Origin of the sequence: Streptomyces sp. NPDC005722 (assembly GCF_040630935.1) — a bacterium.
Lineage (GTDB): Bacteria > Actinomycetota > Actinomycetes > Streptomycetales > Streptomycetaceae > Actinacidiphila.
In genome coordinates, this window is the sequence record NZ_JBEXYN010000016.1 from 19,019 (window position 1) to 41,094 (window position 22,076).

Here is a 22,076-nt window from a genome sequence, read left to right on the forward strand (position 1 = left end):
GTGAGTCGTAGGGATGAGGCGGAGACCGCCGCACATCGTCCGCCCCCGGGCGATGATTCCGGGGCAGTGCGACGGTCTTCAACGGCGTAACCGCAGTGAGTTGACGTAGACGGAGGAGCGGGTCACATGCGCATCGTGGTCACCGAGTTCATCAGCCTCGACGGGGTCGTGCAGGGCCCGGGCGGGCCGGAGGAGGACACCGACGGCGGCTTCGCCAACGGCGGCTGGACGCACCCCTTCTTCGACCCGGAGGTCGTGGGCGGCGCCTTCGACGAGGCGGTGGGCAAGGCGGACGCGCTGCTGTACGGGCGCCGCACCTGGGCGGCGATGGCCGGCGCCTGGCCCGAGCGGGCGGGCGACCCCTTCGCGGACCGGATGAACGCGCTGCCGAAGTACGTGGTGTCCGACACGCTGGCCGACTCCGAGCTCACCTGGAACAACACCACCCGCATCCCCGGTGGGGAGGCCGTCGCCGGGATCAGGAAGCTGCGGGACACCCCCGGCGGGAACCTCGTCGTCATGGGCAGCCCCACCCTGGTGCGCGCCCTGCTCGGCGAGGACCTGGTCGACGAACTCCGCCTCATGGTCATGCCGGTGCTCCTCGGCGGCGGCAAGTCGGTCTTCCCCGAGGACGGCGGACTGCGCGCCTTCGAGCTGGTCTCGACGGTCACCAGCGACAAGGGCGTCAACGTCTGCACGTACCGGCGCGCCGCGCGGTAGCCGGGGCGGCGGGCGGGCCGCCCTCCCGCCGCACCCCGTCGGGGGCCGCGCGACGGGCCTGGCAGGGTGTCCCCGTGCACGCACACGACGGGGACCGCCCCGAGCCGTTGATCACCTGCTGGAACTACTGGCTGGCCGTGCCCACCGGCGACCAGGCCGGACTCATCGACGTGCTCGGCCTCGCCCACCCCAGGCCGGTGGGGTTCGCCGAGGCGTTCGCGGTGCTCGACGCGGACGCCCACGGCGGGGCGGGCGAGGACGGGATCCGTGGCGCGCGCGTCTACGTCTCCCCGGAGCTCGACGGCTGGACCCTCGTCCTCGGCGACTGGTGCAACCCCTGCGACATCGAACGCAGCGAGGAGGTCCTCCAGTTGTGCACGGCGCTCAGCGGCCGCTACGGCCGGGCACAGGCCTACTACTACGGCGCCCGGAACGACGGATCGGCGTGGCTGGTGGCCGAGGCCGGCCAGGTCGTACGGCGCTACTGCGAGACCGGTGACGGCGAGGACGAGCTACTGACCCTCGGCGACCCCCTTCCCCACGAACGGGCCCGCCGGGTGGAGCTGGGGCTGTCCGCGGAGTGGGACGCGGCTGAGGAAAGCGAAAAGGACGAGCAGGAGTGGCAGTGGGCCACCTTCGACATGGCGCCCGACATCGCCGCCACGTTCGGCCCCAGCCCCATGAGCCTCACCCCCGAGACCCCGGTGCGCGGCACGGGGATGCTCGCGCTGACGCCGTACGGAGTGGCACGCGGCGTCCCGCCGGGCCCGGAGGGCCCGGGGCTCTGACGTTCGCCCGCGGCGCCGCGCCCACGGGCGGCCGCGGACTCCGCGGCCGTGCACGACAAGCGGGGTGCGAAGGACGTCGTGTCGCCGGGCGGCGGGCACCCCGCGGGGCTTAGCATGTGCAAATCGACCGGGCAATACGGCGATTTCCAGACCTCGTGGGGCGACCAGGGGAGGGTGCTCCGCGGCGTCCCGACAGACCGGGAGGACGGCGTCGTGGCGGGTGATTTCACCTACGAGCAGGTCGGGGTGACCCGGACCGGCGGACCGACCCCGCCGGGGTTCCACCGCCTGCACGAGCGGATCCGGCTCGGCGAGGGCCCCGAAGTGCTGGCCGCGGCCGGACGGGCGCTGATGGACTGGCGGATGCACCGGGCGACCGGACTGCGGGTGCCCGCCGGTACCCCCGACGCGGCACCGGGCGTACGGGTGCCGCTGCGGATCGGGCCGCTGCGCGCGCCGTGCGAGGTGGTGTGGGCCGAACGCGGCCCGGAGCGCGTGGGGTTCGCGTACGGGACACTCCCCGGTCACCCGGAACGCGGTGAGGAGGCCTTCGTGGTGAGCCGCGCGCCGGACGGGTCCGTGTGGCTTGATGTCACGGCCTTCAGTGGACCGGGGGCGTGGTACGTGGGTCTACTGGGCCCCTTGGGACGCGTCACTCAGCGTGGCATCGCGCGCCGCTACGGCCGGTGCCTGCGCCGGTTGTCGCAGGACGGAACTGTTGAAAGGGGGAGTTAACCGACATGGGACACCCTTTACCCGTCGGTCACAACGCGTTCGTGCTCACGCAACACCAGTTCGGCATGGTGTTCGCATGCGAGAACTGACTTCCGCCACGGCGGCCCCCGCCGCCCTCGCGCGGCGGCAGCACCACTGGCGCCGCGACGTCATCGAACTCGCCGCGCTCTTCGTGGCCGTGGCCACCGCCGACCTCATCGCCAACCTCGTCGGGCACGCCCCCGACGGCCCCGCCCTGTTGTGCCTGTCGGCCGCCGCGCTCGGCGCGACCGCCGGCTTCCACACATGGTGGGCACGCCGGCACGTTCATTCTCCCCCACCCGACGGGAGCCACGCCGGGGACCGTACGACGGAGCCGGGGGAAAGCTCCGCCGACGAACGGCCCGACGCGGGAACCACGTTGTGGCGGGTCCGCACCACCGTGCGGGACACCCCGGGCAGCCTCGCCGCCCTCTGCGCCGCGCTGGCCGGGCGGGACGTGGACATCCTCACGCTCCAGACCCACCCCCTGGCCGAGGGCACCGTGGACGACTTCCTGGTCCGCGCCCCGGCCGCGCTCGCGCCGGGCGACCTGACGCGGGCCGTCGCCGACGGCGGCGGGCGGGACACCTGGATCGAGCGGGCCGACGCCCACGACCTCGTCGACACCCCGACCCGGGTGCTGGGCCTGGCCACCCGCACCGCCATGGACGCCGCCGAACTGCCCCTGGCCCTGCGCCAGTTGTTCGGCCGCTGCACGATCAGGTCCACCCCGCCCGGCACGGCCGGCCCCGACCCGGCCGAGGACGTCCTGGAGGGCACGGTCATGCGGCTGCGCGACCCGGCCGGCGGCACCGTGACCGTGGAACGCGCCTACCTCCCGTTCACCCCGACCGAGTTCGCCCGGGCCCGCGCCCTCGTCGAACTCGACGCGCAGCTCGGCGCCCGGCTGCCGGACGGCCGTGCCGTCCTCACCCTGCCGGAGGGCAACGAGATCAGCGTCCGCCGGGCGGGCCCCGAGGACCTCGAGGCCGCCCGCGAACTCCACGACCGCTGCTCCAGCGCGACGCTGGCGCGCCGTTACCACGGCCCGGTCGCGGACGTGGACCGCTACCTGACCCACCTGCTCAGCCCCCGCTTCGGGCGGACGCTCGCCGTGCAGACGGTCTCCGGCCGGCTCGTCGCCCTCGGCCACCTGCTGTGGGACGGCGACGAGACCGAGGTCGCCCTGCTGGTCGAGGACACCTGGCAGCGCCGCGGCATCGGCCTGGAACTGCTGCGCCGCCTGGTCGCCCAGGCCGTCGACGCGGGGTGCGAGAGCGTGTACGCGGTGACCCGGGCGACCAACACCGGGATGGTCGCGACGATGCGCCGCCTGGGTCTGCCGCTGGACTACCAGGTCGAGGACGGCACGCTGGTCATCACCGCGACGCTGTCACCGGCCGGCGCGAGCGCGTCGCTGCGCTGAGCGCGATGTCCAGGTCCTCCCAGAGGTCCTCGACGTCCTCGAGCCCGACCGACAGGCGCAGCAGCCGGTCGCTGACGCCGGAGTCGTGCCGGTCGCCCTCGTCGACGATGCGGTGACTGATCGAGGCCGGGTGCTGGATGAGGGTGTCGACGCTGCCGAGGCTGACCGCCGGGGTGATCAGCCGGACCCCGGCGATCACCTCGTGCGGGTCGCCCTGGACCTCGAACGCGACCATGGCGCCGCCGATCCGCGGGTAGTGCACCTTCACCACCCGTGGGTCGGCGGCCAGCCGCTCGGCCAGCGCGGCCGCCGTCGCCGAGGCGGACCTCACCCGGACCGGCAGCGTGGACAGCCCGCGCAGCAGCAGGTAGCCCGCGAGGGGGTGCAGCACCCCGCCGGTGGCGAAGCGGACCTTGCGCAGCACGCGGGCGAACTCCTCGTCGCAGGCGATGATCCCGCCGAGGACGTCGCCGTGGCCGCCCAGGTACTTGGTGGCGCTGTGCAGCACGATCCTGGCGCCGCTCTCCAGGGGCCGCTGCAGGACGGGCGTGGCGAAGGTGTTGTCGACCAGCAGCGGCACCTCGCCGCAGGAGTGGGCGACGGCCCGCAGGTCGACCTCGGCCAGCGTCGGGTTGGCGGGGGTCTCCACGATCACCAGGCCGGTGTCGGGGCGGATGGCGTCGGCGATTCCGGCCGGATCGGTCCAGGTCACCTCGGTGCCGATCAGGCCCCCGGTCAGCAGGTGGTCGCTGCAGCCGTACAGCGGGCGGACGGCCACCACGTGGCGCAGCCCCATCGAGGCGCGGGCCAGCAGGGTCGCGGTGAGGGCGGCCATGCCGCTGGCGAAGGCCACGGCCGCCTCGGCGCCCTCCAGGCGGGCCAGCGCGGTCTCGAAGCGGGCGACGGTGGGGTTGTCGAGCCGCGAGTAGACCGGCGGGCCGGTCAGTGCGGCGCCCGTCGCGGCGAAGTCGTCCAGGCGGGCGGCCTCGGCGCGGCTGTCCCGCGAGGGGTAGGTGGTGGACAGGTCCAGGGGAACGGCGTGCAGACCGAGGTCGGCGAGGTCTTCGCGGCCGGCGTGCACAGCCTCGGTGGCGAGGGCGCGGGTGGGCGCCGATGCTGTCGTGTCCATGGCCCGATGCTGAACAGCTACCGGCACGTAGCGGCAGCAGCCCGTGTTAACTTCGGCCGATGTCCGATTCTGTGCTTCTGGATCCGGTCGACCTCGAGATTCTGCGGCTGCTGCAGAACGACGCACGGACGACGTACAAGGACCTCTCCGCGGCCGTCGGCGTAGCGCCGTCCACCTGCCTGGACCGGGTCGCCCGGCTGCGCCGTACGGGAGTGATCCTCGGCCACGAGCTGCGGGTGGACCCGGCCCGGCTCGGACGGCCGCTGGAGGCGCTGCTGGCGGTGCAGGTGCGGCCGCACCGCCGCGAGCTGATCGGCCCCTTCGCGGAACGGGTGCGGGCGCTGCCGGAGTCCCGGGCCCTGTTCCACCTCACCGGGCCCGACGACTACCTCGTCCACGTGGCCGTCGCGAGCACCGGCGACCTCCAGCGGCTGGTCGTCGACGAGTTCACCTCGCGGCCCGAAGTCGCCCGCGTGGAGACCCGGTTGATATTCCAGCACTGGGACTGCGGCCCGCTGCTCCCGCCCACGTCAGGAATATGATCGTCAATGGTGATGACGGAGCGGGCCGCTCCGTACCAGGATGTGACCATGCCCGACACCACCGGCAGCGCGCTGCCCCGCCGGATCGCCGACGCGTACGTCGACGCGGTCACCGAACTCGACCCCATCACCGCCACGTACCTGGGGGTGCGGACCGGACAGGACCGGCTCCCCGACTTCACCCCGGCCGGGCTGGAGGCCCAGGCCGAGCTGGCCCGCCGCACGCTGGCCGACATCGACGCGGCCGAGGTGCCGGACGACGACGAGCGCCGCTGCGCGCGGCTGCTGCGCGAGCGGCTGACCGCCGAGCTGGCCGTGCACGAGGCCGGTGAGGGCCTGCGGGCCGTGAGCAACCTGCACTCCCCCGTCCACTCGGTGCGCGGTGTCTTCATGCTGATGCCGACCGCGACCGACGAGGACTGGGCCGACGTCGCCGCCCGGCTGCGCGCCGTCCCGGAGGCCCTGGCGGGCTACCGGGCGTCCCTGGAGGAGGGCCTTTCCCGCAAGCTGCCGGCCGGACCGCGCCAGGTCACCACGGTCGTGGAGCAGCTCGGCGAGTGGCTGGGCGAGGACGCGGGGGCGAGCTGGTTCGCGCAGTTCGTGGCGGAGGGCCCGCAGGCCCTGCGGTCCGAGCTGGACGCGGGCGCCGCCGAGGCCACCGCCGCCGTCGCCGGCCTGCGCGACTGGCTGCGCGACAGCTACGCCCCGGCTGTGGAGGGCACTTCCGACGCCGTCGGCCGCGAGCGCTACGCCCGCTGGGCCCGCTACTGGACGGGCTCCGACCTCGACCTGGACGAGGCGTACGCCTGGGGCTGGGAGGAGTTCCGGCGCATCGAGGCCGAGATGCGCGTCGAGGCGGAGAAGGTGCTGCCCGGCGCCACCCCGATGGAGGCCCTGGCGCACCTGGACGAGGCCGGCGAGGCCATCGAGGGCGTCGACGCGGTCCGCGAGTGGCTGCAGGGGGTGATGGACGAGGCCATGGCGGCGCTCGACGGCACCCACTTCGACCTCGCGGAGCCCGTCAAGCGCGTCGAGTCCCGCATCGCCCCGCCCGGCAGCGCCGCCGCGCCGTACTACACGTCGCCGTCGCTGGACTTCTCCCGCCCGGGCCGCACCTGGCTGCCCACCCTGGGCCGCGAGCGGTTCCCCGTCTGGGACCTGGTCAGCACCTGGTACCACGAGGGCGTCCCCGGCCACCACCTGCAGCTCGCGCAGTGGGTGTACGTCGCGGACCGGCTCAGCCGCTACCAGGCCACCCTGGGCCAGGTCAGCGCCAACGCCGAGGGCTGGGCCCTGTACGCCGAGCGCCTGATGGACGAGCTCGGCTTCCTGACGGACGCGGGCCGCAGGCTCGGGTACCTCAACGCGCAGATGCTGCGGGCCACCCGCGTCATCCTGGACATCGGCATGCACCTGGAGCTGGAGATCCCGCAGGACAGCCCCTACCGCCCGGGCGAGACCTGGACGCCGGAGCTGGGACGGGAGTTCTTCGGGCGCTTCAACGGCCTCAGCGACGCCATGCTGGACAGCGAGATCATCCGCTACCTCGGCATGCCGGGCCAGGCCATCGGCTACAAGCTGGGCGAGCGCGCCTGGCTCGCCGGCCGCGAGGCCGCACGCAAGGCCCACGGCGAGTCCTTCGACCCCAAGGCCTGGCACATGGCCGCGCTGTCGCAGGGCTCCCTGGGCCTGGACGACCTCGTCGACGAGCTCTCGAAGCTGTAGCGAGCGGGCGGTGCGCAGGGTGGCGGGGCCCGGGTCGGCCCCGCCACCCCTTGCGTGCCCGGGGGCCGGTACGCGGGGAAGACCGGCCGCACGCCCACCGCCGGCGCGGTCCACGGTCTCCTGGCGGCGCCCGCCCCGACGGGTCGGCGCCCGCCCCCGACAGGTCGGCGACAGGTTGCCTGCCGACGGCGAGGCCGGACGGATAGGGTGCGGGTATGGGGGTGTTGTTCGTCTTCTGCGCCGACGCGCTGCGGCCGCGCCGCGTCGACGCGCACTTCGCGGCCGAGGCCGACGCGGTGCGCGCGCTCGGCCACGAGGTGGCCCTGGTGGACCACGACGCCCTGCTGGCGGGCGACGCCACCGCCGCCTGCTCACGCGTCCCCCGCGGTGCGGGACCCGCCTGGTACCGGGGGTGGATGATGTCCTCGGAGCGGTACGCCGCGCTGGCCGCGGCCCTGGCCGAACGCAACGTCGTCCTGGGGACCTCTCCCGGGCAGTACCGACGGGCGCACGAGCTTCCCGGCTGGTACGGGACGTTCGCCCGGCACACGCCGCTCAGCACGTGGCTGCCCGTCGCCCCCGGCGGGACGCCTCCCGGCGCGGCGGAGCTCGCTGCGGCGACCGCGCCCCTCGGCGGCGGCCCTGCCGTGGTCAAGGACTACGTGAAGTCCCGCAAGCACGAGTGGGACGAGGCGTGCCACGTCCCCGCGCTCGCGGACACCGGGCGTCTGGCCTCGGTCGTCGCCCGCTTCGCCGCGCTCCAGGGAGAGGACCTCACGGGCGGCGTCGTCGTCCGGGCCTTCGAGCCCTTCGTCACGGCGGCCGGCGAGGCCAGGGTCTGGTGGACCGGGGGCGAACCCGCGCTCGTCACGGCTCACCCGGACACCCCGGAGCTGCGTCCGGCACCGGACCTGGAGGCGGTACGCCCCCTGGTGCGCGAGCTGGGCTGCCCCTTCGTGACCACCGACCTGGCGCTGCACGAGGACGGCCGGTGGCGGGTGGTGGAGGTCGGCGACGGGCAGGTCTCGGACCTGCCCGCCGGCGCCTCACCGACGGTGCTCGCCGCCGCGCTCTCCGCCCTGGCCGGCGAACGCGGCGGACCCGTCCCGTCCCACGGCGACCCGTCCGACCGATCCCCGCTGCGAAACGGTGCCGCCCGATGATCCCTCAGGCCTCCCGCGCCAACGGCCGCCTGGTGCTCAGCCACGGCCGGCTGACCCTGCGCGAGCAGGCGCCGGACGATGCGGCGCAGCTGGCCGACGGGAAGCCGGCCGGGCTGGAGTGGATCGACGGGGGGCCGGGCGAGGGGACCATCATCGCGGCAGGGATGGCGACGATCGCGGCGGCCGCCGGCGTGTTCGCCCCGGGGTGGGGGCTGTTCGTGATCCAGCGGTCGCGGGACGGCCTCGCGCTCGGCGGCATCGGCTTCCACGGCCCGCCCTCCGCCGTCGACGGGCAGGTGGAGATCGGCTACGACCTGTCGGAGTCCGCACGCGGCGCCGGGTGGGCGACGGACGCGGTGCTGGCGCTGTCCCGGTGGGCGCTGAGCCGTGCCGAGGTGCACTCCGTGCTGGCGACCACCGACCCGGGCAACGGCGCCTCGCAACGGGTGCTGGAGCGGGCGGGCTTCGGGCGGATCGCGGACCGCGACGCCCAGTGGGCGTACGAGTTGCGGCCGGTCGGCCAGGCCGCGCCGGCGTAATCGGCTGTCGCGGCACCCGCCCGCTGCGGCACCATCGGGACCGTGAACACCGCGCCCCCGACGCCCCGGACCCTCTTCCTGTCGCCCCGGGTGACCGCCACCGGCCACGCGCTGGCCGCCGCCGCCCGCCGGCGCGGCATGGCGACCCGCACCCTCCCGACGTGGCGGGTGCCGCAGGACGCGGCGGGCACGGTGGGCCCCTCGCTGTACGCGGGGCCGCTGTTCGCCGACGCCGTCGCCGGGGACCTGGGCCTGGGGCTGCTGGAGGCGGACGAGGACTGGCTGGCACGGCTGCCGTTCGAACTCGTCGGGCGGAACGTCGGGTTCACGACCCTGGCCGAGGCCCGCGCGCTGCGCCGGCCCGCCTTCATGAAGCCGCCGAACGACAAGAGCTTCCCGGCCAGGGTGTATCCCGACGGCAGCGGTCTGCCCGGCCCGGACGCGGTCGACGACGACGCTCCCGTGCTGGTCAGCGACATCGTGGCGTTCGCCGTCGAGTACCGGCTGTTCCTCCTGGACGGCGAGGTGGTGACGGGCAGCCGCTACGCGACCCGCGGCGAGCTGGACGTGGCGCCGCTGGACGGCGACCGACCGGCCGCCGAGGTACGGGACTTCGCCGCACGGCTCTTCGCACCCGGCGTGCCGGAGCTGCCGGGAGCGGTCGTGGTCGACGTCGGCCGGACCGCGGACGGCTGGGCGGTGGTCGAGGCCAACGCGGCCTGGGCGAGCGGCCATTACGCCTGCGACGCCGACGCCGCGCTGGACGTCGTCCTGCGGGCGGCGGCGCCGCTCGCAGGGGTCGCGCCGCGGGACCGCCGGTTCCTGCGGCCGGCCGTCTCCGTCGTGCGCTGAGGCAGCCCCGCGGCGGCCTCAGCAGCCGCAGTCGTCCGCGCCCACCGGGGCGGTCAGCGGGTCGGCGGCGCGCCGCACGGTGCCGTCGGCCGTCTCGTGGGCGAAGCCCTCGCGGATCCAGTACTCCATGCCGCCGAGCATCTCCTTGACCTGGTAGCCGAGGCCGGCCAGGGCGTGCGCGGCGCGGGCGGCGCCGTTGCAGCCGGGGCCCCAGCAGTGGACGACGACGGGCACGTCGCGGTCGAGGAGAGCCGCGGCGAGCCGCGGCACGTCCGCGGTGGGCAGGTGGACGGCGCCGGGGACGTGGCCCTGCTCCCAGGCCTCGGTGGAGCGCGAGTCGACGACGACGAATCCGGGTGCGGCGCCGGTCTCCGCCGCGGTGGCGAGGGCGGCCGCGACGTCGGACACGTCGGTGTGGAAGGCGAGGCTCGCGGCGAAGTACGCGGCGGCCTCGGCGGGAGCCGCGGGCGGCACGCGCAGCACGGGGTTGCCGGCGGTGGGAGCGGGGGCGGCGGTGGGAGCGGGGGCGGCGGTGGCGGCGGTCGGTGTCGTCATGGCGGTAAATCTACGAACCGCGGGCCGCCGCCTGAAGGGTCGTTCCCCGGTGTCCGCCTTGCCCGGCCGGGAATTTCCCTGGTAGCCAGGGGGTATGACCGTGGATTCCCTCGACGCCACCGACTGGCGCATCCTGGACGCCCTGCAGCGCGACGGCAGGGCCAGTTACGCCGAGCTGGCGCGTGCCGTGTCGATGTCCCCGAGCGCCGTGACCGAGCGGGTCCGGCGGCTGGAGGAGGCGGGCGTGATCACGGCGTACACGGCCGTGGTGGACCTGGAGCGGACCGGGCGCCCGATCCTGGCGTTCGTCCGGCTGCGCTACCCCCACGGCAACTACAAGCCGTTCCACGACCTCCTGGAGTCGACCCCGGAGATCCTGGAGGCCCATCACGTCACGGGCGACGACTGCTTCGTCATGAAGGTCACCGCCCGCTCCATGCGTCACCTGGAGGAGGTCACCGGCCGTGTCTCGGGCCTCGGTCCGGTGACGACGAACGTCGTCTACTCCTCACCGCTCCCCCGCCGTGCGGTGGCGGAGGGCTGACCCCCGCTGTCCCTTGACGACCTGCAACTGGGCGGGGACGCGCTGCCGCAGCTCGGCGACGTGGCTGACGATGCCGACGGCGCGGTCCCGTTCGCGCAGCCCGTCGAGGACGTCCAGCACCTCGTCGAGGGTCTGCTCGTCGAGGCTGCCGAAGCCCTCGTCGACGAAGAGCGTGTCGAGCCGGGCGCCGCCCGCCTCGTCCGTGACGACGTCCGCCAGGCCGAGGGCGAGGGCCAGGGAGGCGAAGAAGGTCTCGCCGCCGGAGAGCGTGGCGGTGTCGCGCTCGGTGCCCGTCCAGGAGTCCACGACCATCAGCCCGAGGCCCGACTTGACGTTGCGCGAGGCGCGGGCGTCGGTGTGGACGAGGGTGTAGCGCCCGGAGGACATGCGGTGCAGCCGGGCGCTGGCCGCGGCCGCGACCTGCTCCAGCCGGGCCGCGAGCACATAGGTCTCCAGCTCCATGCGCAGGGTGTTCTCGCCGGCGCCGGTGGCCAGGTCGGCGAGGCGCCGCAGCCGCGCGTACTCCTCGCGGGCCGGGGCCAGCGCCCTGGTGCCGCGCGTCGCCTCGGCGCGCAGCCGGTCGAGGGCGTCGCGGGTGGTGTGCGCGGCGGACTGACGGGCGGCGGCGCCGCGCAGCCGTGCGGTCGCGGCCTCCACGGCGCGCCGGGCGGCGTCGGGGTCGGCCGGGGGCAGCGCGGCGGCCTCCGCCAGTTCCAGCGAGGTGAGTTCGGCGGTGACCGCGGCTTCCTCGCGGCGCCACTCCTCCGCTCGCTGCCGCAGCCGCCGCAGTTCCGTCCCGGGGAGCACGGCGGCGGCCGCCGCCTCGGGGGTGGGGAAGCCGGCCTTGTAGGCGGCGTCGGCCAGGTCGGAGTCGGCCTCCTTGAGCGCGCGGGCCGATTCCTGCGCGGCGCGGGCCGCCGCCGCGGCGGTCGCCGCGCGCTGGGCGTCGGCCGCGAGCCGGCTACGGCGTTCGGCGACGGTGGCGTACGCGCCGCGGGCCCGCGTCAGCCGGGCGGCCAGCTCGGCGTCCTCCCGGTCGAGGAGTTCCCGGCGGGTGGTGAGGGAGGCGAGACGCTGCCCGGCCTCGTTGCGGTCGGCGGCACGCCGGGCGTGCTCCGCGAGGGCCCGGTCGAGCGCCTGGCGCGCCTGCGGCGCTTCCGCGGCGGCGCGGGCGGCGGCCCGGTACTCCTCCTCCAGCGCGGCGTGCGCGGCGGCGAGTTCGGGCTCCGGTTCCGCTCCCGCGGTGGCCAGGGCCGCGTCGCGGGCCGCTGTGAGGCGTACGACCTGCTCCTGCGCGGTGTCCCGGGCGGCGGTGGCCCGCTGCTGGGCCTCCTGCGCGGCCTCCTCGTCGGCGCGGCCCACCTGGTGACCGGTGGGGCGGGCCGGGTGGGGGTGCTCCGTGGCACCGCACACCAGGCAGCCTTCGCCGGGGCTGAGCCGGGCGGCCAGTTCGGCGGCGATGCCGTTGATGCGGGCCTCGCGGACGTCCTGCCAGTGGTCGCGGGCGTCGGCGGCGGTGTCGCGTGCCGCGCGCAGCCGGTCCTGCGCGGCGAGCAGCGCGGTGGCGTGGGTGTCGCGTTCCCGGGCGGCGTCGCGGCGGCGGCGGGCCCGGTCGAGGGCCCCGGACAGTTCGGCGGCGCGGGTGGCGGCGGACTGGGCGGCGTCCACGGCCCGTTCACGGCCGAGGCGTTCGGCCTCCCAGCCGTCGAGCCAGCCGGCCGTGTCGGCGATCAGCCGCTCGTCCTCGGCGGCCTCGCGCTCCACGCGCCCGCGGTCGTGGGCCAGTTCGGCGGCGCGCTGCTCGTCCCGGCCGGCGTCGGCGAGGGAGCCCAGCTCCTCCCGGAGCCGGTTCTCGTACTCCGCGAGCTGTTCGTCGCCCGCCTCGTACCGCTCGGTGGGCAGGCCCGCGCGGGCGGTGCGCTCGTCGGCGGCCGCGCCGGCCTGCCGGGTGGCGGCGCGCTCGCGCAGTTCCAGTGCGGGCACCACGGTCGCGGCCCGCTCCGCGGTCGCCAGCAGTTCCTGTTCGCGGTCGCGGGCCTCACGCTCGCCGGCCATGGCCTGGGTGCGGCGCCCGGCGGCCGCGTGCCGGCCCTGCCGTGCGGCGAGCTCGCGTGCTTCCTCGGCCTCGCGCTGGGCCTGCTCGTGCGCGGCCTCCGCGGCGGTCACCGCGAGGTCGGCGGCGTCGACGCGCTCGTAGGCGGTGGTGGCCAGGACGGCCGCCCAGCGCAGGATGTGCCCGGCCAGTTCCGGGTCGCCGGCGGCGACGCCGTCCGGCGACGGCCCGGCGAGGGCGTCGGGATCGTCCCCCGCGGCCTGGCCCATGCGCTCGGCGAGCCGCAGCAGCTCCCCGTCCCCGGCGGCGACCCGCTGCTCGGCGGCCCTGCGCTCGGCCCGCAGCCACTCCTCGACGGCCTTGAAGCGGCGGGTGTCGAAGAGCCTGCCGAGCAGCGCGGCCCGCTCGGTGGCGGTGGCCCGCAGGAACGTCGCGAACTCGCCCTGGGGCAGCAGCACGACCTGGCAGAACTGCTCCCGGCTCATGCCGATGAGCTGCTTCAGCTCCTCGCCGGCCTCCTGGTGGGACTTGCTGAGCGCCCGCCACTCCCCCGCGGTGTGCTCGCGCAGCAGGGTGACGGCCTTCTCCATCGTGTAGCCCGTGCCGCGCTTCTTGGGGCGGGGCTGCTCGGGCCGCCGGGTGATCTCCAGCCGCCGGCCGCCCACGGTCAGGTCGAGCACGACCTCGGTGAGCGTGTCGCCCTCCGCGTGGTCGCTGCGCAGCCGGTTGCCCTGCCGGCTGCCGGGGACGCCGCCGTACAGGGCGAAGCACACCCCGTCGAGCACGGAGGTCTTGCCGGCGCCGGTCGCGCCGTGCAGCAGGAAGAGCCCGGCGGCGGACAGCTCGTCGAAGTCCACGGTGTGGCTGCCGGCGAACGGCCCGAAGGCGGTCAGGGTCAGACGGTGCAGGCGCATCAGTCGGTCTCCGCCCGTGCGGCGTCGCTGCGGACCGCGTCGAACGCGTCCCGCAGGACCGTCCGCTCCGCGGCGTCGGGGGCGGTGCCCCGGACGTGGGTCACGAAGTCCTCGGCGATCTGGCGGTCGGTGCGGCCGCGCAGGCGCTGCGCGTACGAGGCGTGGGGGTCGTCGTCGACGCGCTCGGGCTCGAAGGCCAGCGCGAGTGCGTGCGGGAACCGCTCGCGCAGGCGGGCCATGGGCTCGTGCGGGCGGTGCGGGTCGGTGAGGGTGGCCTCGACCCAGGAGTCCTCGTGCCGTTCGTACGCCGGGTCCGCCAGCAGCTCCTCGAGGTGGCCGCGGATCCTGGCGAGCGGCCGGGGGACGGGGCAGTCGACCCGCTCGGCGGTCACGGAGCCGTCGGCACCGAGGTCGACCAGCCACATGCTCTTGCGGTGGTCGGCCTCGGAGAAGGAGTAGGCGAGCGGCGAGCCTGAGTAGCGCACGCGCTCGGAGATCGTCTGGCAGCCGTGGAGGTGGCCGAGGGCGACGTAGTCGACGCCGTCGAAGACGCCCGCGGGGACGGCCGCCACACCGCCGACCGTGATGTCGCGCTCGCTGTCGCTGGGCGCGCCGCCCGCGACGAAGGCGTGGGCCAGCACGACCGAGCGGGTGCCCGCGGGGCGCGCGGCCAGGTCGGCGCGGACCCGTGCCATCGCGGCGGTCAGCACCTCGGCGTGCCCGGCCCGGTCGAGGGTGAACTCCTCGCGCACCAGGGCGGGTTCGAGGTACGGCAGCCCGTACAGGGCGACCGGCCCGTGCGCGTCCGCGAGGACGACCGGCGTTGCACACCCGGCCGGGTCGGTCCGCAGGTGGATCCCGGCGCGGTCGATGAGGCCGGAGGCCACGCCCAGCCGGCGGGCGGAGTCGTGGTTGCCGGAGATCATCACCGTGGGCACGCCGAGACCGGCGAGCCGGTGCAGCGCGTCGTCGAAGAGTTCGACGGCGGGCAGCGAGGGCAGCGCCCGGTCGTAGACGTCGCCGGCCACGAGGACGGCGTCGACGCGCTCCGCGCGCACCGTCGCCACCAGGTGGTCGACGAACGCCGCCTGGGCCTCGAGGAGTCCGACCCGGTGGAAGGACCGCCCCAGATGCCAGTCGGAGGTGTGCAGCAACCTCACCGTGGCTCTCCCGCCCGCATGTTCCGTTCCTCCGGCTCACGTTCCGCATGCTCCGCACGGGCCCCGGCGTCCCCACCGGTCCCGTGCGCTTCGACAGCAGGCTATCCGCCACCACTGTCAACGCGTCGGGCGAGTCCGAAGTCGGGCAAGGTCGGTCAAGCCGTGTCCCCGCCCGCCCGTACGATGTCCGCCATGACGGCGAGCGACTCCGGCAGACGACTGATCGACGGCCGCTTCGAACTGCTGGAACGGCTGGGCGGCGGCGGCATGGGCCTGGTGTGGCGGGCCCGGGACACCGCCCTGCACCGCGAGGTCGCCCTGAAGGAAGTGCGCCCGCCCGAACCGGAGTTGGCCGACGCCGACCCCGAGGCGGCGGCGAAACTGCGCGAGCGCGTGCTGCGCGAGGCCCGCGCGCTGGCCCGGGTGCACCACCCCAACGTCGCAACGATCCACCACATCGTGGACACGACGGACCTCGCGCACCCCTGGCTGGTGATGGAGCTGGTGACCGGCGGCTCCCTCCAGGACCGGCTGGCCCGCGGCCCGCTCACCCCGCCGGAGGCGGCCGCCGTCGGCCGCGGCGTCCTGGCGGGCCTGCGCGCCGCGCACGCGGTCGGCGTCCACCACCGCGACGTGAAGCCCGCCAACGTGCTGCTCCGGCCCGACATGACGCCGGTGCTCACCGACTTCGGCATCGCCACGCTCCGCGACTCGACGCGGCTGACGACCACCGGCGGGCTCATCGGCTCGCCCGAGTACATCGCCCCCGAACGCATCCGCGGCGAGGAGGGCAACCCCGCCTCCGACCTGTGGTCGCTCGGCATGCTGCTGTACGTCGCGGTGGAGGGCGTCCACCCGCTGCGCCGCGAGACGAGCATCGCCACGCTCGTCGCCGTCCTCGACGAGCCCCTGCCGCCGCCGGCCCGGTCCGGACCGCTCGCCCCCGTGCTGACCGCCCTGCTGGTACGGGACGCCGCCGCGCGGCCCGACGCCGACGTACTCGACCGGATGCTCGCCGACGCGGAGCGGGGCGTGGCGCCCGCGCCTGTGCCCTCCGCGCCCGTGTCCTCCGCGCCCGGGCCCGCGCCCGCGGACGCGGCCCCCGCCGGTTTCGGGCCCGCCCCGGCGACGTACCAGCCGATGGCACCCCACGCGTACTACCCGCCGCAACAGCCGACCCGCCCCACCCCGCTCCCCGCGCCGCGCGACGGCCGCGCCGGCCGCGTCGTGGCCGCCGCCACCGCGGTCGCGGCGGTGGGCGTCGCGGGCGTCCTGCTGTGGACCCTCCTCCCCCAGCTCCACGGCGACGGGGACGCGGGCGCGGCAGGCAAGGGCGGCACGACCTCGCCGAAGGGCACCCGGTCCTCCGGCGCCCCGAGTACGGCGGCTTCGAAGAAGCTGCTCTCCCCGGCCGGGGGCCGCTCCATGGCCGGGGTCGTGAAGTCGGTCTCGGGTGACACCAAGGTGCTGGAGCTCACGCTCTACCAGGACTACGCGATCTTCGACGCGCCCACGAAGACCGACAAGGAGATCTACGACAAGTTCCGGTACGCCGATGACAAGGCGTCGGTCTGGACCGACGGAAGCACCGTCGACGACACCCCGCTGATCGACCTGCGCACGGTCGCCTGGGACGCGCTCCCGGCCCTGATGCGCCGCGCCGAGAAGGAGTGCAAGGTCCCCGACCCCGAGTACGTCTACGTCATCGTCAAGTCCGAGCTGATCGGCAAGGCCCGCTACATGTCCGTCTACCGCGTGGACAGCCACCGCACCTGTTATGTGCAGGCCACCCTGCAGGGCAAGGTCACCGACGTCTACCCGGCCTGACCTCCCGGACGGGCGAACCCGGCGTCTACAGGTGACCGTCCGCCGTGCGGGCCCCACCGTCGGTGCGGTGGACGCGACGACACCGGCAGCCGGGGCGGCCGTCATGGTGACCGGCGTCCTCTCCGCCGGGCTGCGGCTGACCGGGCACGAAGCGGCCGCGCCGGCGGCGCCGGCACTGGTCGCGGCGGTGTGGGGGCTGCGCGCGGGCTTGTTCACCGCGCGGCCGGCCCGGTACCGGGAGCGGTGGTGGCGGGACGCCACGACGCCCGCTGGGCTCACGGTCCGCAGGCCGTAGGCGGCCGCCACTGACGTTCCCGGGTGGTCAGACGTCCACGAAGGCGCTGCCCGCCACCTCGACGCCCGCGGTCCCGGCGGAGGCGTCGGCGAGCCAGGCCCGGAAGGAGGCCAGTTCCTCCTCCGGCACGCCCAGCTCGATGCGTACCTCGGCCGCGCCGTAGGTGACGCCGCGCACCGTGCGGCCGGCGGCACGCAGGTCGTTCTCGATGCGCCCGGCCCGCTGGTGGTCGGCGACGACGGTGACCAGGGCGAGCTTCTGCCGCTCCACGGTGCCGAGCTCGTCGAGGGCCGCCGAGACGGCGCCCCCGTAGGCGCGCACCAGGCCGCCCGCGCCGAGCTGGATGCCGCCGTAGTAGCGGGTGACGACGGCGACGACGTCCCGGATCTCGCGGCGCAGCAGCACCTGCAGCATGGGGGTGCCCGCGGTGCCGCCCGGCTCCCCGTCGTCGCTCGCCTTGTGGATCCGCCCCTCGGCGCCGATCACGTACGCGTAGCAGTTGTGCGACGCCCCGGCGTGCTCCTTGCGGACGCGGGCGATGAACTCCTGCGCCGCCTCCTCGCCGGACACCGGCGCCAGCGCGCACAGGAACCGCGAGCGCTTGATCTCGCTCTCGTGGACGTGCTCGCGCCCGATCGTCAGATACCGCTCCACCACCCCGCCACCCTAATCCCTTGTCAGCGGCAGGGCCGGAACGCCTTTCGCCACCCGGGTGCGCGTGAGCACGGAGAGCGGCGCGCGGCATCCCAGCGCCACGTGTTCAACCGCATGCCCGGCCCGGCCACCGCCTCCGGAACCGCCGGCGCGATGAGACCGCCGCACGGACCACGTCCGGCCGCTCCCTCACTCAGGGATGACCAGACCCAGGGCACGCAGGCGCGGCAGGCAGATCTCCAAACAGGCTTCCACGGAGGCGGCGTCCGTGCGCACGAGCAGCTCCTCGTGGAACGGGGCGCCGCTCGCGACGAACGTCCACGGCTTTGTCCCACCGCGCAGACGTTCCGCATCCGCCTTGAGCAGTACCGTCACGCCCTGCTCGGCCAGCGCCTCCATGAGACGCACCACGTCCATCAGTAGACCTCACCTGCTCGAAAGGGGGATCACGCTACACGCACCGGCCGGTCTGCGACGTGGCGGCATGACGGCGTGAGGCGTCCACGGGAACAGCCCGGTGCGTCCTCTGGTTGACTGCTGCGGAGCGGAGTGAGGGAGGACGACGTGCACGGAGACGACGCGGCGGTTCGGGAGATCCTGACCGGTCTCGGGGACACCTGGGCCGTGGTGGGGCTGTCCAACAACGCCTCGCGGGCGGCGTACGGCGTCGCCGCGGTCCTGCAGCGCTACGGCAAGCGCGTGGTGCCGGTGCACCCGAAGGCCGAGACCGTGCACGGGGAGCAGGGCTACGCCTCGCTCGCCGACATCCCGTTCCCGGTCGACGTGGTGGACGTCTTCGTCAACTCCGACCTGGCCGGAGCGGTCGCCGACGAGGCCGTCGCAATCGGCGCGAAGGCGGTCTGGTACCAGCTCGGCGTGGTCGATGAGGCCGCGTACACGCGCACCCGGGACGCGGGGCTGCTCATGGTCATGGACCGCTGCCCGGCGATCGAGATCCCGCAGCTCGGGTAGCCGGGCTCAGCCGCCGGGCCGCTCCGCCGACTCCAGCTCCGCCAGCCGCCGCAGTGCCGGGCCGAGGGCGCGGCGGCAGGTGCCGAGCCCCTTCCAGGGGTCGCCGTCCTTGTCGAGGCGGTCCGGGAGGGTGCGTACGGTCCAGCGGCGGGGGCCGCGGGCCGGGTGGCTCATCGCTTCATCACCTCTCCGGTACGCCTCACCGCTGCGGGGGCGGGCATGCGGGATGCGCCGGAAACTCGCTGCGTGGCGCCCGGACCCGTGTTGTAGCGTGCGCGCATGCCCGGTCCCGTACGCCCCGCCCGCCCCGACGACGCCGCCGAGCTGGTGCGGCTGCGGCGGCTGATGTTCCTGGCCACGAGCGGGCGGGACGAGCCCGGTCCCTGGGAGGCGGCCGCCGAGGAGCGGGCGCGCGAGCAGCTCGCCGGGGGCGGTCCGCGGTGGCTGGGGGCGTTCGTGGTGGACGGCGGACCGGTGGTCGGTGCGCACCCGCACCTGGCGGCGTGCGCGGTGGGCCGGATCGAGGAGCGGCTGCCCGCGCCGGCGCACCCGGCGGGCCGGTTCGGCTTCGTCTTCAACGTCTGCACCGACCCCCGCTACCGGGGGCGGGGGTACGCGCGGGCCACGACGGAGGCGCTGCTCGGGTGGTTCGCCGAACAGGGCGTGACCCGCGTCGACCTGCACGCGACCGCGGAGGCCGAGCCGCTGTACCGCAGCCTGGGCTTCGCCGAGCACTCGACACCGCTGTCGCTGGACCTGTCACGGCGGCCTGCCGGCGAGGCGCCCGGCGACCCGGTCAGTGGACGGGCGGCTCCGCGATGAGGGCCGTGCCGACCCGGTGGAAGCCGAGCCGGGCGTAGATCCTGGCGACGTCCTCGTCCCCGGCCGACAGGAACACCGTACTCAGCCCGCGTTCACGGGCGTCGGCGACGAGCGCGCCGGTGACCGCGAGGGCCAGGCCGCGGCGGCGCGCGCTGGGCAGGGTGCCGACTCCGACGATCTCGCAGACCTCGCCCACGGGGTTGTACTGGCCCGCGCAGAGCGCCGTGCCGCCCTCGACAGCGGCGGCGTGGACGGTGAGCCCGGCCCGTAGGCGCGCCTCCGCGGTCGCCACGAGGCCCGGGGCGGCGTGCAGCGGGACCGCGGCGGCGAGTTCGGCCCGCCCGGCGGTGCCGATGGCCGTACCGGGCTGCGCGAACGCCAGGTGCGGGACGGTCAGCGCGCTGGGCAGCGCCGGGTCGCCGGGCTCCAGCAGCCGCACGCCGACGCCCGCGGGCAGCTCCGGCAGCAGAGCGGGAGGGGCGAGCGGGTCGAGCACCATCAGCGGATGCTCGTGCACGGCGAGCCCGGACGCCTCCGCCGCGGCCCGCAACGCCGGGGCGGTCTCGGCGATCCACTCGAAGCACTCGGGCACGCCCAGCTCGCGCTGGCGGGCCCGGACCCGGTCCACGTCGTCCCGGCCGACGGGACCGCCGTCCGCGTCCGGCGCCGGGCGGGCGTAGAAGGGCCAGCCGACGCCCTCGCGCACGAAGAGGGTGAGCGGACCGTGCTCCTCGGCGCGGGCGCCCGCCCGGGGAACGGCGTCGTAGTAGCGCTCCAGGCGGTCCAGCAGTTCCGTCACGCGGGGAGTCCCAGCCCTTCCAGCAGTTCGACACCGGGCAGCGACGCCAGCGCCTTGCCGGGCACGAGCAGCTTGCCGCGCCGCCGGCCGCTGCCGATGATCACGTACGGGGTGTCCGTGACCGAGGCGTCCACCAGCAGCGGCCAGCCGGCGGGCAGCCCGATCGGGGTGATGCCGCCGTACTCCATGCCGCTCTCGCCCACGGCGGTGTCCATCGGTGCGAAGGAGGCCTTGCGTACGCCGAGGTGACGCCGCACGAGGCCGTTCACGTCGGCCCGCGTGGTGGCGAGGACGACGCACGCGGCGAGCGTGACCTCCCCGCCGCGCTTGCCCGCGACGACCACGCAGTTCGCGGACTGCTCCAGGCCGACCCCGTACGTCTCGGCGAAGACCGCGGTGTCGGCCTTCTCGGGGTCGGTGTCGACAAGCAGCAGTTCCTCCACCGGCACCTGCCCGCTCCAGGCGGTCAGCGCGGCGGCGACGGGGGCCGGCAGCAGGTCGAGCCGTTCCACGGCGGGGTGGACGTCGGTGAAGGTGCCGATGGGTGCGCGCATGTCCGGCACGCTAACAAATCCCGGGAGTTGGCGGCGGACCGTCCCGAACGGCGAGCACGGGGGCCCGCCGCGCCCGCGCGTTGCCGGTGTGCCGCCGCGCCCCGACGGCGTACGGTCCTGGCCGGGGCGGCCGTGCCCGGGCCGTGCTCGTCGCGGCGCCGGAGGACTCGTCGGTGCGCTGACCCGGCCGCGCTCTGCGGGGCGACGGGAAGCGGCCGCTCCCCCGCCACCCGGTCGTCGCCGGCACGGACAGCCGGGGCGGGGCCTCGCCGCGTCTGCGGTTCGTCGCCGCGCGCCCGGTGGGATCGGCGGGTCCCCGCCGCCCTGCCTCGTTCGCCCGCGCCGCCGTTCACGCGGTGCGGTCCGGTTCGAGGTGCGACGCATCGCGCCACGCCCACCCCACGTTCGCCGCCGCCGGCAGTCGGGGCGTGCCCTGCCGCCTCTCCGGTTCGCCCTGCCCTGTCCGCTCGCGACGGCCGTGCCGACCGCCCACCGCCCCACCCTCACCGGCCGGACCGGCATCGCCTTCTTCACGGCAACGCGAAGGACGAGTCGGCGCCGGTCCGCTCAGCGAGCGGGCGCACGGGCGCCCCACCCACCACGCGGGGCGGCCGTGCCGCCCGCGCCACCGCCGTTGCCGGGTTTGCATCAAGGCGTGCCGTTTCGGCAGCCTGGGGGTGTGGGCGACACGAGGAAAGAAGTGCTGGACGCGGTCGGGCCCCGGTTGCGGGAGCTGCGGCGGCGGCGCGGCATGACGCTGGCGGAACTGGCCGAGCGGACGGGGATCAACGAGAGCACCCTGTCCCGGCTGGAGGGCGGCGGGCGCAAGCCGACCCTGGAGCTGCTGCTGACCCTGGCGGAGGTCCACGCGGTGCCGCTCGACGAGCTCGTCGGGGCGCCCCGTACCGGCGACCCCCGCATCCACCTCCGGCCGGTGACCCGGGACGGCCTGACGTACGTGCCGCTGAGCAGGCCCGGCGGGATCCAGGCGCACAAGCTGCTGATCCCGCCGCACCCCGGCACGGAACCCGAGTTGAAGACCCACGAGGGCTTCGAGTGGGTCTACGTGCTGGCCGGCCGCCTGCTGCTGCTCCTCGGCGACCGGCGCGTGGTGCTCAAGCCGGGCGAGGCGGCGGAGTTCGACACCCACGTCCCGCACTGGCTCGGCCCCGAGGGAGAGCAACCCGTCGAACTGCTCGTCCTGTTCGGGCGGCAGGGCGAGCGGGCCCATCTGCGGGCCCGCACCGCCTGAGCCGGGCACGACCGGGACGACCGGCGTTACCGGCG

Annotated in this window: 24 protein-coding genes; 15 read left to right on the forward strand and 9 right to left on the reverse strand. The window is 75.5% G+C overall.

What is annotated here, in order from left to right; all coding sequences use genetic code 11:
• Positions 1-126: 126 nt before the first annotated feature.
• From ABZ479_RS19840 to ABZ479_RS19855, 4 genes are all read left to right on the forward strand, one after another.
• Positions 127-720 carry a dihydrofolate reductase family protein gene (locus tag ABZ479_RS19840; protein WP_500462801.1) on the forward strand — a complete coding sequence of 198 codons (594 nt, stop codon included), beginning with the start codon at positions 127-129 and terminating at the stop codon, positions 718-720.
• Positions 721-794: 74 nt separating this feature from the next.
• Positions 795-1,508 (forward strand): hypothetical protein, encoded by a 714-nt coding sequence (locus tag ABZ479_RS19845; RefSeq protein WP_500462802.1) that lies wholly within the window; start codon positions 795-797, stop codon positions 1,506-1,508.
• 174 nt (positions 1,509-1,682) lie between these two features.
• Positions 1,683-2,243, forward strand: coding sequence for a DUF1990 domain-containing protein (locus tag ABZ479_RS19850; protein ID WP_500462933.1), 561 nt, complete (start codon positions 1,683-1,685; stop codon positions 2,241-2,243).
• Between the two features lie 76 nt (positions 2,244-2,319).
• Positions 2,320-3,690, forward strand: coding sequence for a GNAT family N-acetyltransferase (locus ABZ479_RS19855; RefSeq protein WP_500462803.1), 1,371 nt, complete (start codon positions 2,320-2,322; stop codon positions 3,688-3,690).
• Here ABZ479_RS19855 and ABZ479_RS19860 read toward each other — a convergent pair.
• Positions 3,644-4,819, reverse strand: a complete 1,176-nt coding sequence (locus ABZ479_RS19860) for a trans-sulfuration enzyme family protein (RefSeq protein WP_500462804.1) — start codon at positions 4,817-4,819, stop codon at positions 3,644-3,646. The genes ABZ479_RS19855 and ABZ479_RS19860 overlap by 47 nt on opposite strands.
• A 59-nt stretch (positions 4,820-4,878) precedes the next feature.
• Here ABZ479_RS19860 and ABZ479_RS19865 point away from each other — a divergent pair, with 59 nt between their 5' ends.
• From ABZ479_RS19865 to ABZ479_RS19885, 5 genes are all read left to right on the forward strand, one after another.
• Entirely contained in the window at positions 4,879-5,361 is a 483-nt protein-coding gene (locus ABZ479_RS19865; protein WP_500462806.1) for an Lrp/AsnC family transcriptional regulator, read from the forward strand.
• Between the two features lie 48 nt (positions 5,362-5,409).
• Positions 5,410-7,086, forward strand: a complete 1,677-nt coding sequence (locus tag ABZ479_RS19870; protein WP_500462807.1) for a DUF885 domain-containing protein — start codon at positions 5,410-5,412, stop codon at positions 7,084-7,086.
• 215 nt (positions 7,087-7,301) lie between these two features.
• Positions 7,302-8,249: an ATP-grasp domain-containing protein gene (locus tag ABZ479_RS19875; protein WP_500462809.1), complete on the forward strand. Its 948-nt coding sequence runs from the start codon at positions 7,302-7,304 to the stop codon at positions 8,247-8,249.
• The gene (locus tag ABZ479_RS19880; protein ID WP_500462810.1) at positions 8,246-8,788 is read left to right on the forward strand and encodes a GNAT family N-acetyltransferase; all 543 of its coding nucleotides are present in this window, start codon (positions 8,246-8,248) and stop codon (positions 8,786-8,788) included. The genes ABZ479_RS19875 and ABZ479_RS19880 overlap by 4 nt, the downstream gene beginning before the upstream one ends.
• A gap of 42 nt (positions 8,789-8,830) precedes the next feature.
• Positions 8,831-9,640 (forward strand): ATP-grasp domain-containing protein, encoded by an 810-nt coding sequence (locus tag ABZ479_RS19885; RefSeq protein ID WP_500462811.1) that lies wholly within the window; start codon positions 8,831-8,833, stop codon positions 9,638-9,640.
• Between the two features lie 18 nt (positions 9,641-9,658).
• Here the strand turns inward: ABZ479_RS19885 and ABZ479_RS19890 are convergent, their stop codons facing one another.
• Complete coding sequence (locus ABZ479_RS19890) at positions 9,659-10,195, reverse strand: rhodanese-like domain-containing protein (RefSeq protein WP_500462812.1); 537 nt, start codon at positions 10,193-10,195, stop codon at positions 9,659-9,661.
• A 94-nt stretch (positions 10,196-10,289) separates the two neighbouring features.
• Between ABZ479_RS19890 and ABZ479_RS19895 the strand changes: the two genes are divergently transcribed.
• Entirely contained in the window at positions 10,290-10,739 is a 450-nt protein-coding gene (locus tag ABZ479_RS19895) for an Lrp/AsnC family transcriptional regulator (RefSeq protein ID WP_499600760.1), read from the forward strand.
• On the opposite strand, the gene ABZ479_RS19900 is transcribed toward ABZ479_RS19895, so the two are convergent.
• Complete coding sequence (locus ABZ479_RS19900) at positions 10,704-13,706, reverse strand: AAA family ATPase (protein WP_500462813.1); 3,003 nt, start codon at positions 13,704-13,706, stop codon at positions 10,704-10,706. The two genes, ABZ479_RS19895 and ABZ479_RS19900, sit on opposite strands and share 36 nt — an antisense overlap.
• Positions 13,706-14,866 carry an exonuclease SbcCD subunit D gene (locus ABZ479_RS19905; RefSeq protein ID WP_500462814.1) on the reverse strand — a complete coding sequence of 387 codons (1,161 nt, stop codon included), beginning with the start codon at positions 14,864-14,866 and terminating at the stop codon, positions 13,706-13,708. The genes ABZ479_RS19900 and ABZ479_RS19905 overlap by 1 nt, the downstream gene beginning before the upstream one ends.
• A 183-nt stretch (positions 14,867-15,049) precedes the next feature.
• On the opposite strand from ABZ479_RS19905, the gene ABZ479_RS19910 reads away from it, so the two are divergent.
• Positions 15,050-16,693 (forward strand): serine/threonine-protein kinase, encoded by a 1,644-nt coding sequence (locus tag ABZ479_RS19910; protein ID WP_500462934.1) that lies wholly within the window; start codon positions 15,050-15,052, stop codon positions 16,691-16,693.
• A gap of 67 nt (positions 16,694-16,760) precedes the next feature.
• Positions 16,761-16,988: a hypothetical protein gene (locus ABZ479_RS19915; RefSeq protein ID WP_500462815.1), complete on the forward strand. Its 228-nt coding sequence runs from the start codon at positions 16,761-16,763 to the stop codon at positions 16,986-16,988.
• 27 nt (positions 16,989-17,015) lie between these two features.
• Here the strand turns inward: ABZ479_RS19915 and ABZ479_RS19920 are convergent, their stop codons facing one another.
• Entirely contained in the window at positions 17,016-17,645 is a 630-nt protein-coding gene (locus ABZ479_RS19920) for a YigZ family protein (protein WP_500462816.1), read from the reverse strand.
• A gap of 186 nt (positions 17,646-17,831) precedes the next feature.
• Complete coding sequence (locus ABZ479_RS19925) at positions 17,832-18,059, reverse strand: hypothetical protein (protein ID WP_500462817.1); 228 nt, start codon at positions 18,057-18,059, stop codon at positions 17,832-17,834.
• Positions 18,060-18,206: 147 nt separating this feature from the next.
• Between ABZ479_RS19925 and ABZ479_RS19930 the strand changes: the two genes are divergently transcribed.
• On the forward strand, positions 18,207-18,614 hold the full coding sequence (locus tag ABZ479_RS19930; RefSeq protein ID WP_500462818.1) for a CoA-binding protein: 408 nt from the start codon (positions 18,207-18,209) through the stop codon (positions 18,612-18,614).
• 6 nt (positions 18,615-18,620) lie between these two features.
• On the opposite strand, the gene ABZ479_RS19935 is transcribed toward ABZ479_RS19930, so the two are convergent.
• A complete protein-coding gene (locus ABZ479_RS19935) occupies positions 18,621-18,788 on the reverse strand; it encodes a hypothetical protein (RefSeq protein WP_500462819.1) in 168 nt (55 codons plus the stop codon).
• Between the two features lie 105 nt (positions 18,789-18,893).
• Here ABZ479_RS19935 and ABZ479_RS19940 point away from each other — a divergent pair, with 105 nt between their 5' ends.
• On the forward strand, positions 18,894-19,436 hold the full coding sequence (locus tag ABZ479_RS19940; protein WP_500462820.1) for a GNAT family N-acetyltransferase: 543 nt from the start codon (positions 18,894-18,896) through the stop codon (positions 19,434-19,436).
• Here the strand turns inward: ABZ479_RS19940 and ABZ479_RS19945 are convergent.
• Positions 19,411-20,235, reverse strand: a complete 825-nt coding sequence (locus tag ABZ479_RS19945) for a GNAT family N-acetyltransferase (RefSeq protein ID WP_500462821.1) — start codon at positions 20,233-20,235, stop codon at positions 19,411-19,413. The genes ABZ479_RS19940 and ABZ479_RS19945 overlap by 26 nt on opposite strands.
• Positions 20,232-20,789, reverse strand: a complete 558-nt coding sequence (locus tag ABZ479_RS19950; protein ID WP_499600769.1) for a YbaK/EbsC family protein — start codon at positions 20,787-20,789, stop codon at positions 20,232-20,234. Before ABZ479_RS19950 ends, ABZ479_RS19945 begins: the two co-directional genes overlap by 4 nt.
• A gap of 751 nt (positions 20,790-21,540) precedes the next feature.
• Here ABZ479_RS19950 and ABZ479_RS19955 point away from each other — a divergent pair.
• Positions 21,541-22,041: a helix-turn-helix domain-containing protein gene (locus ABZ479_RS19955; protein WP_500462935.1), complete on the forward strand. Its 501-nt coding sequence runs from the start codon at positions 21,541-21,543 to the stop codon at positions 22,039-22,041.
• The last annotated feature ends 35 nt before the right edge of the window (positions 22,042-22,076 follow it).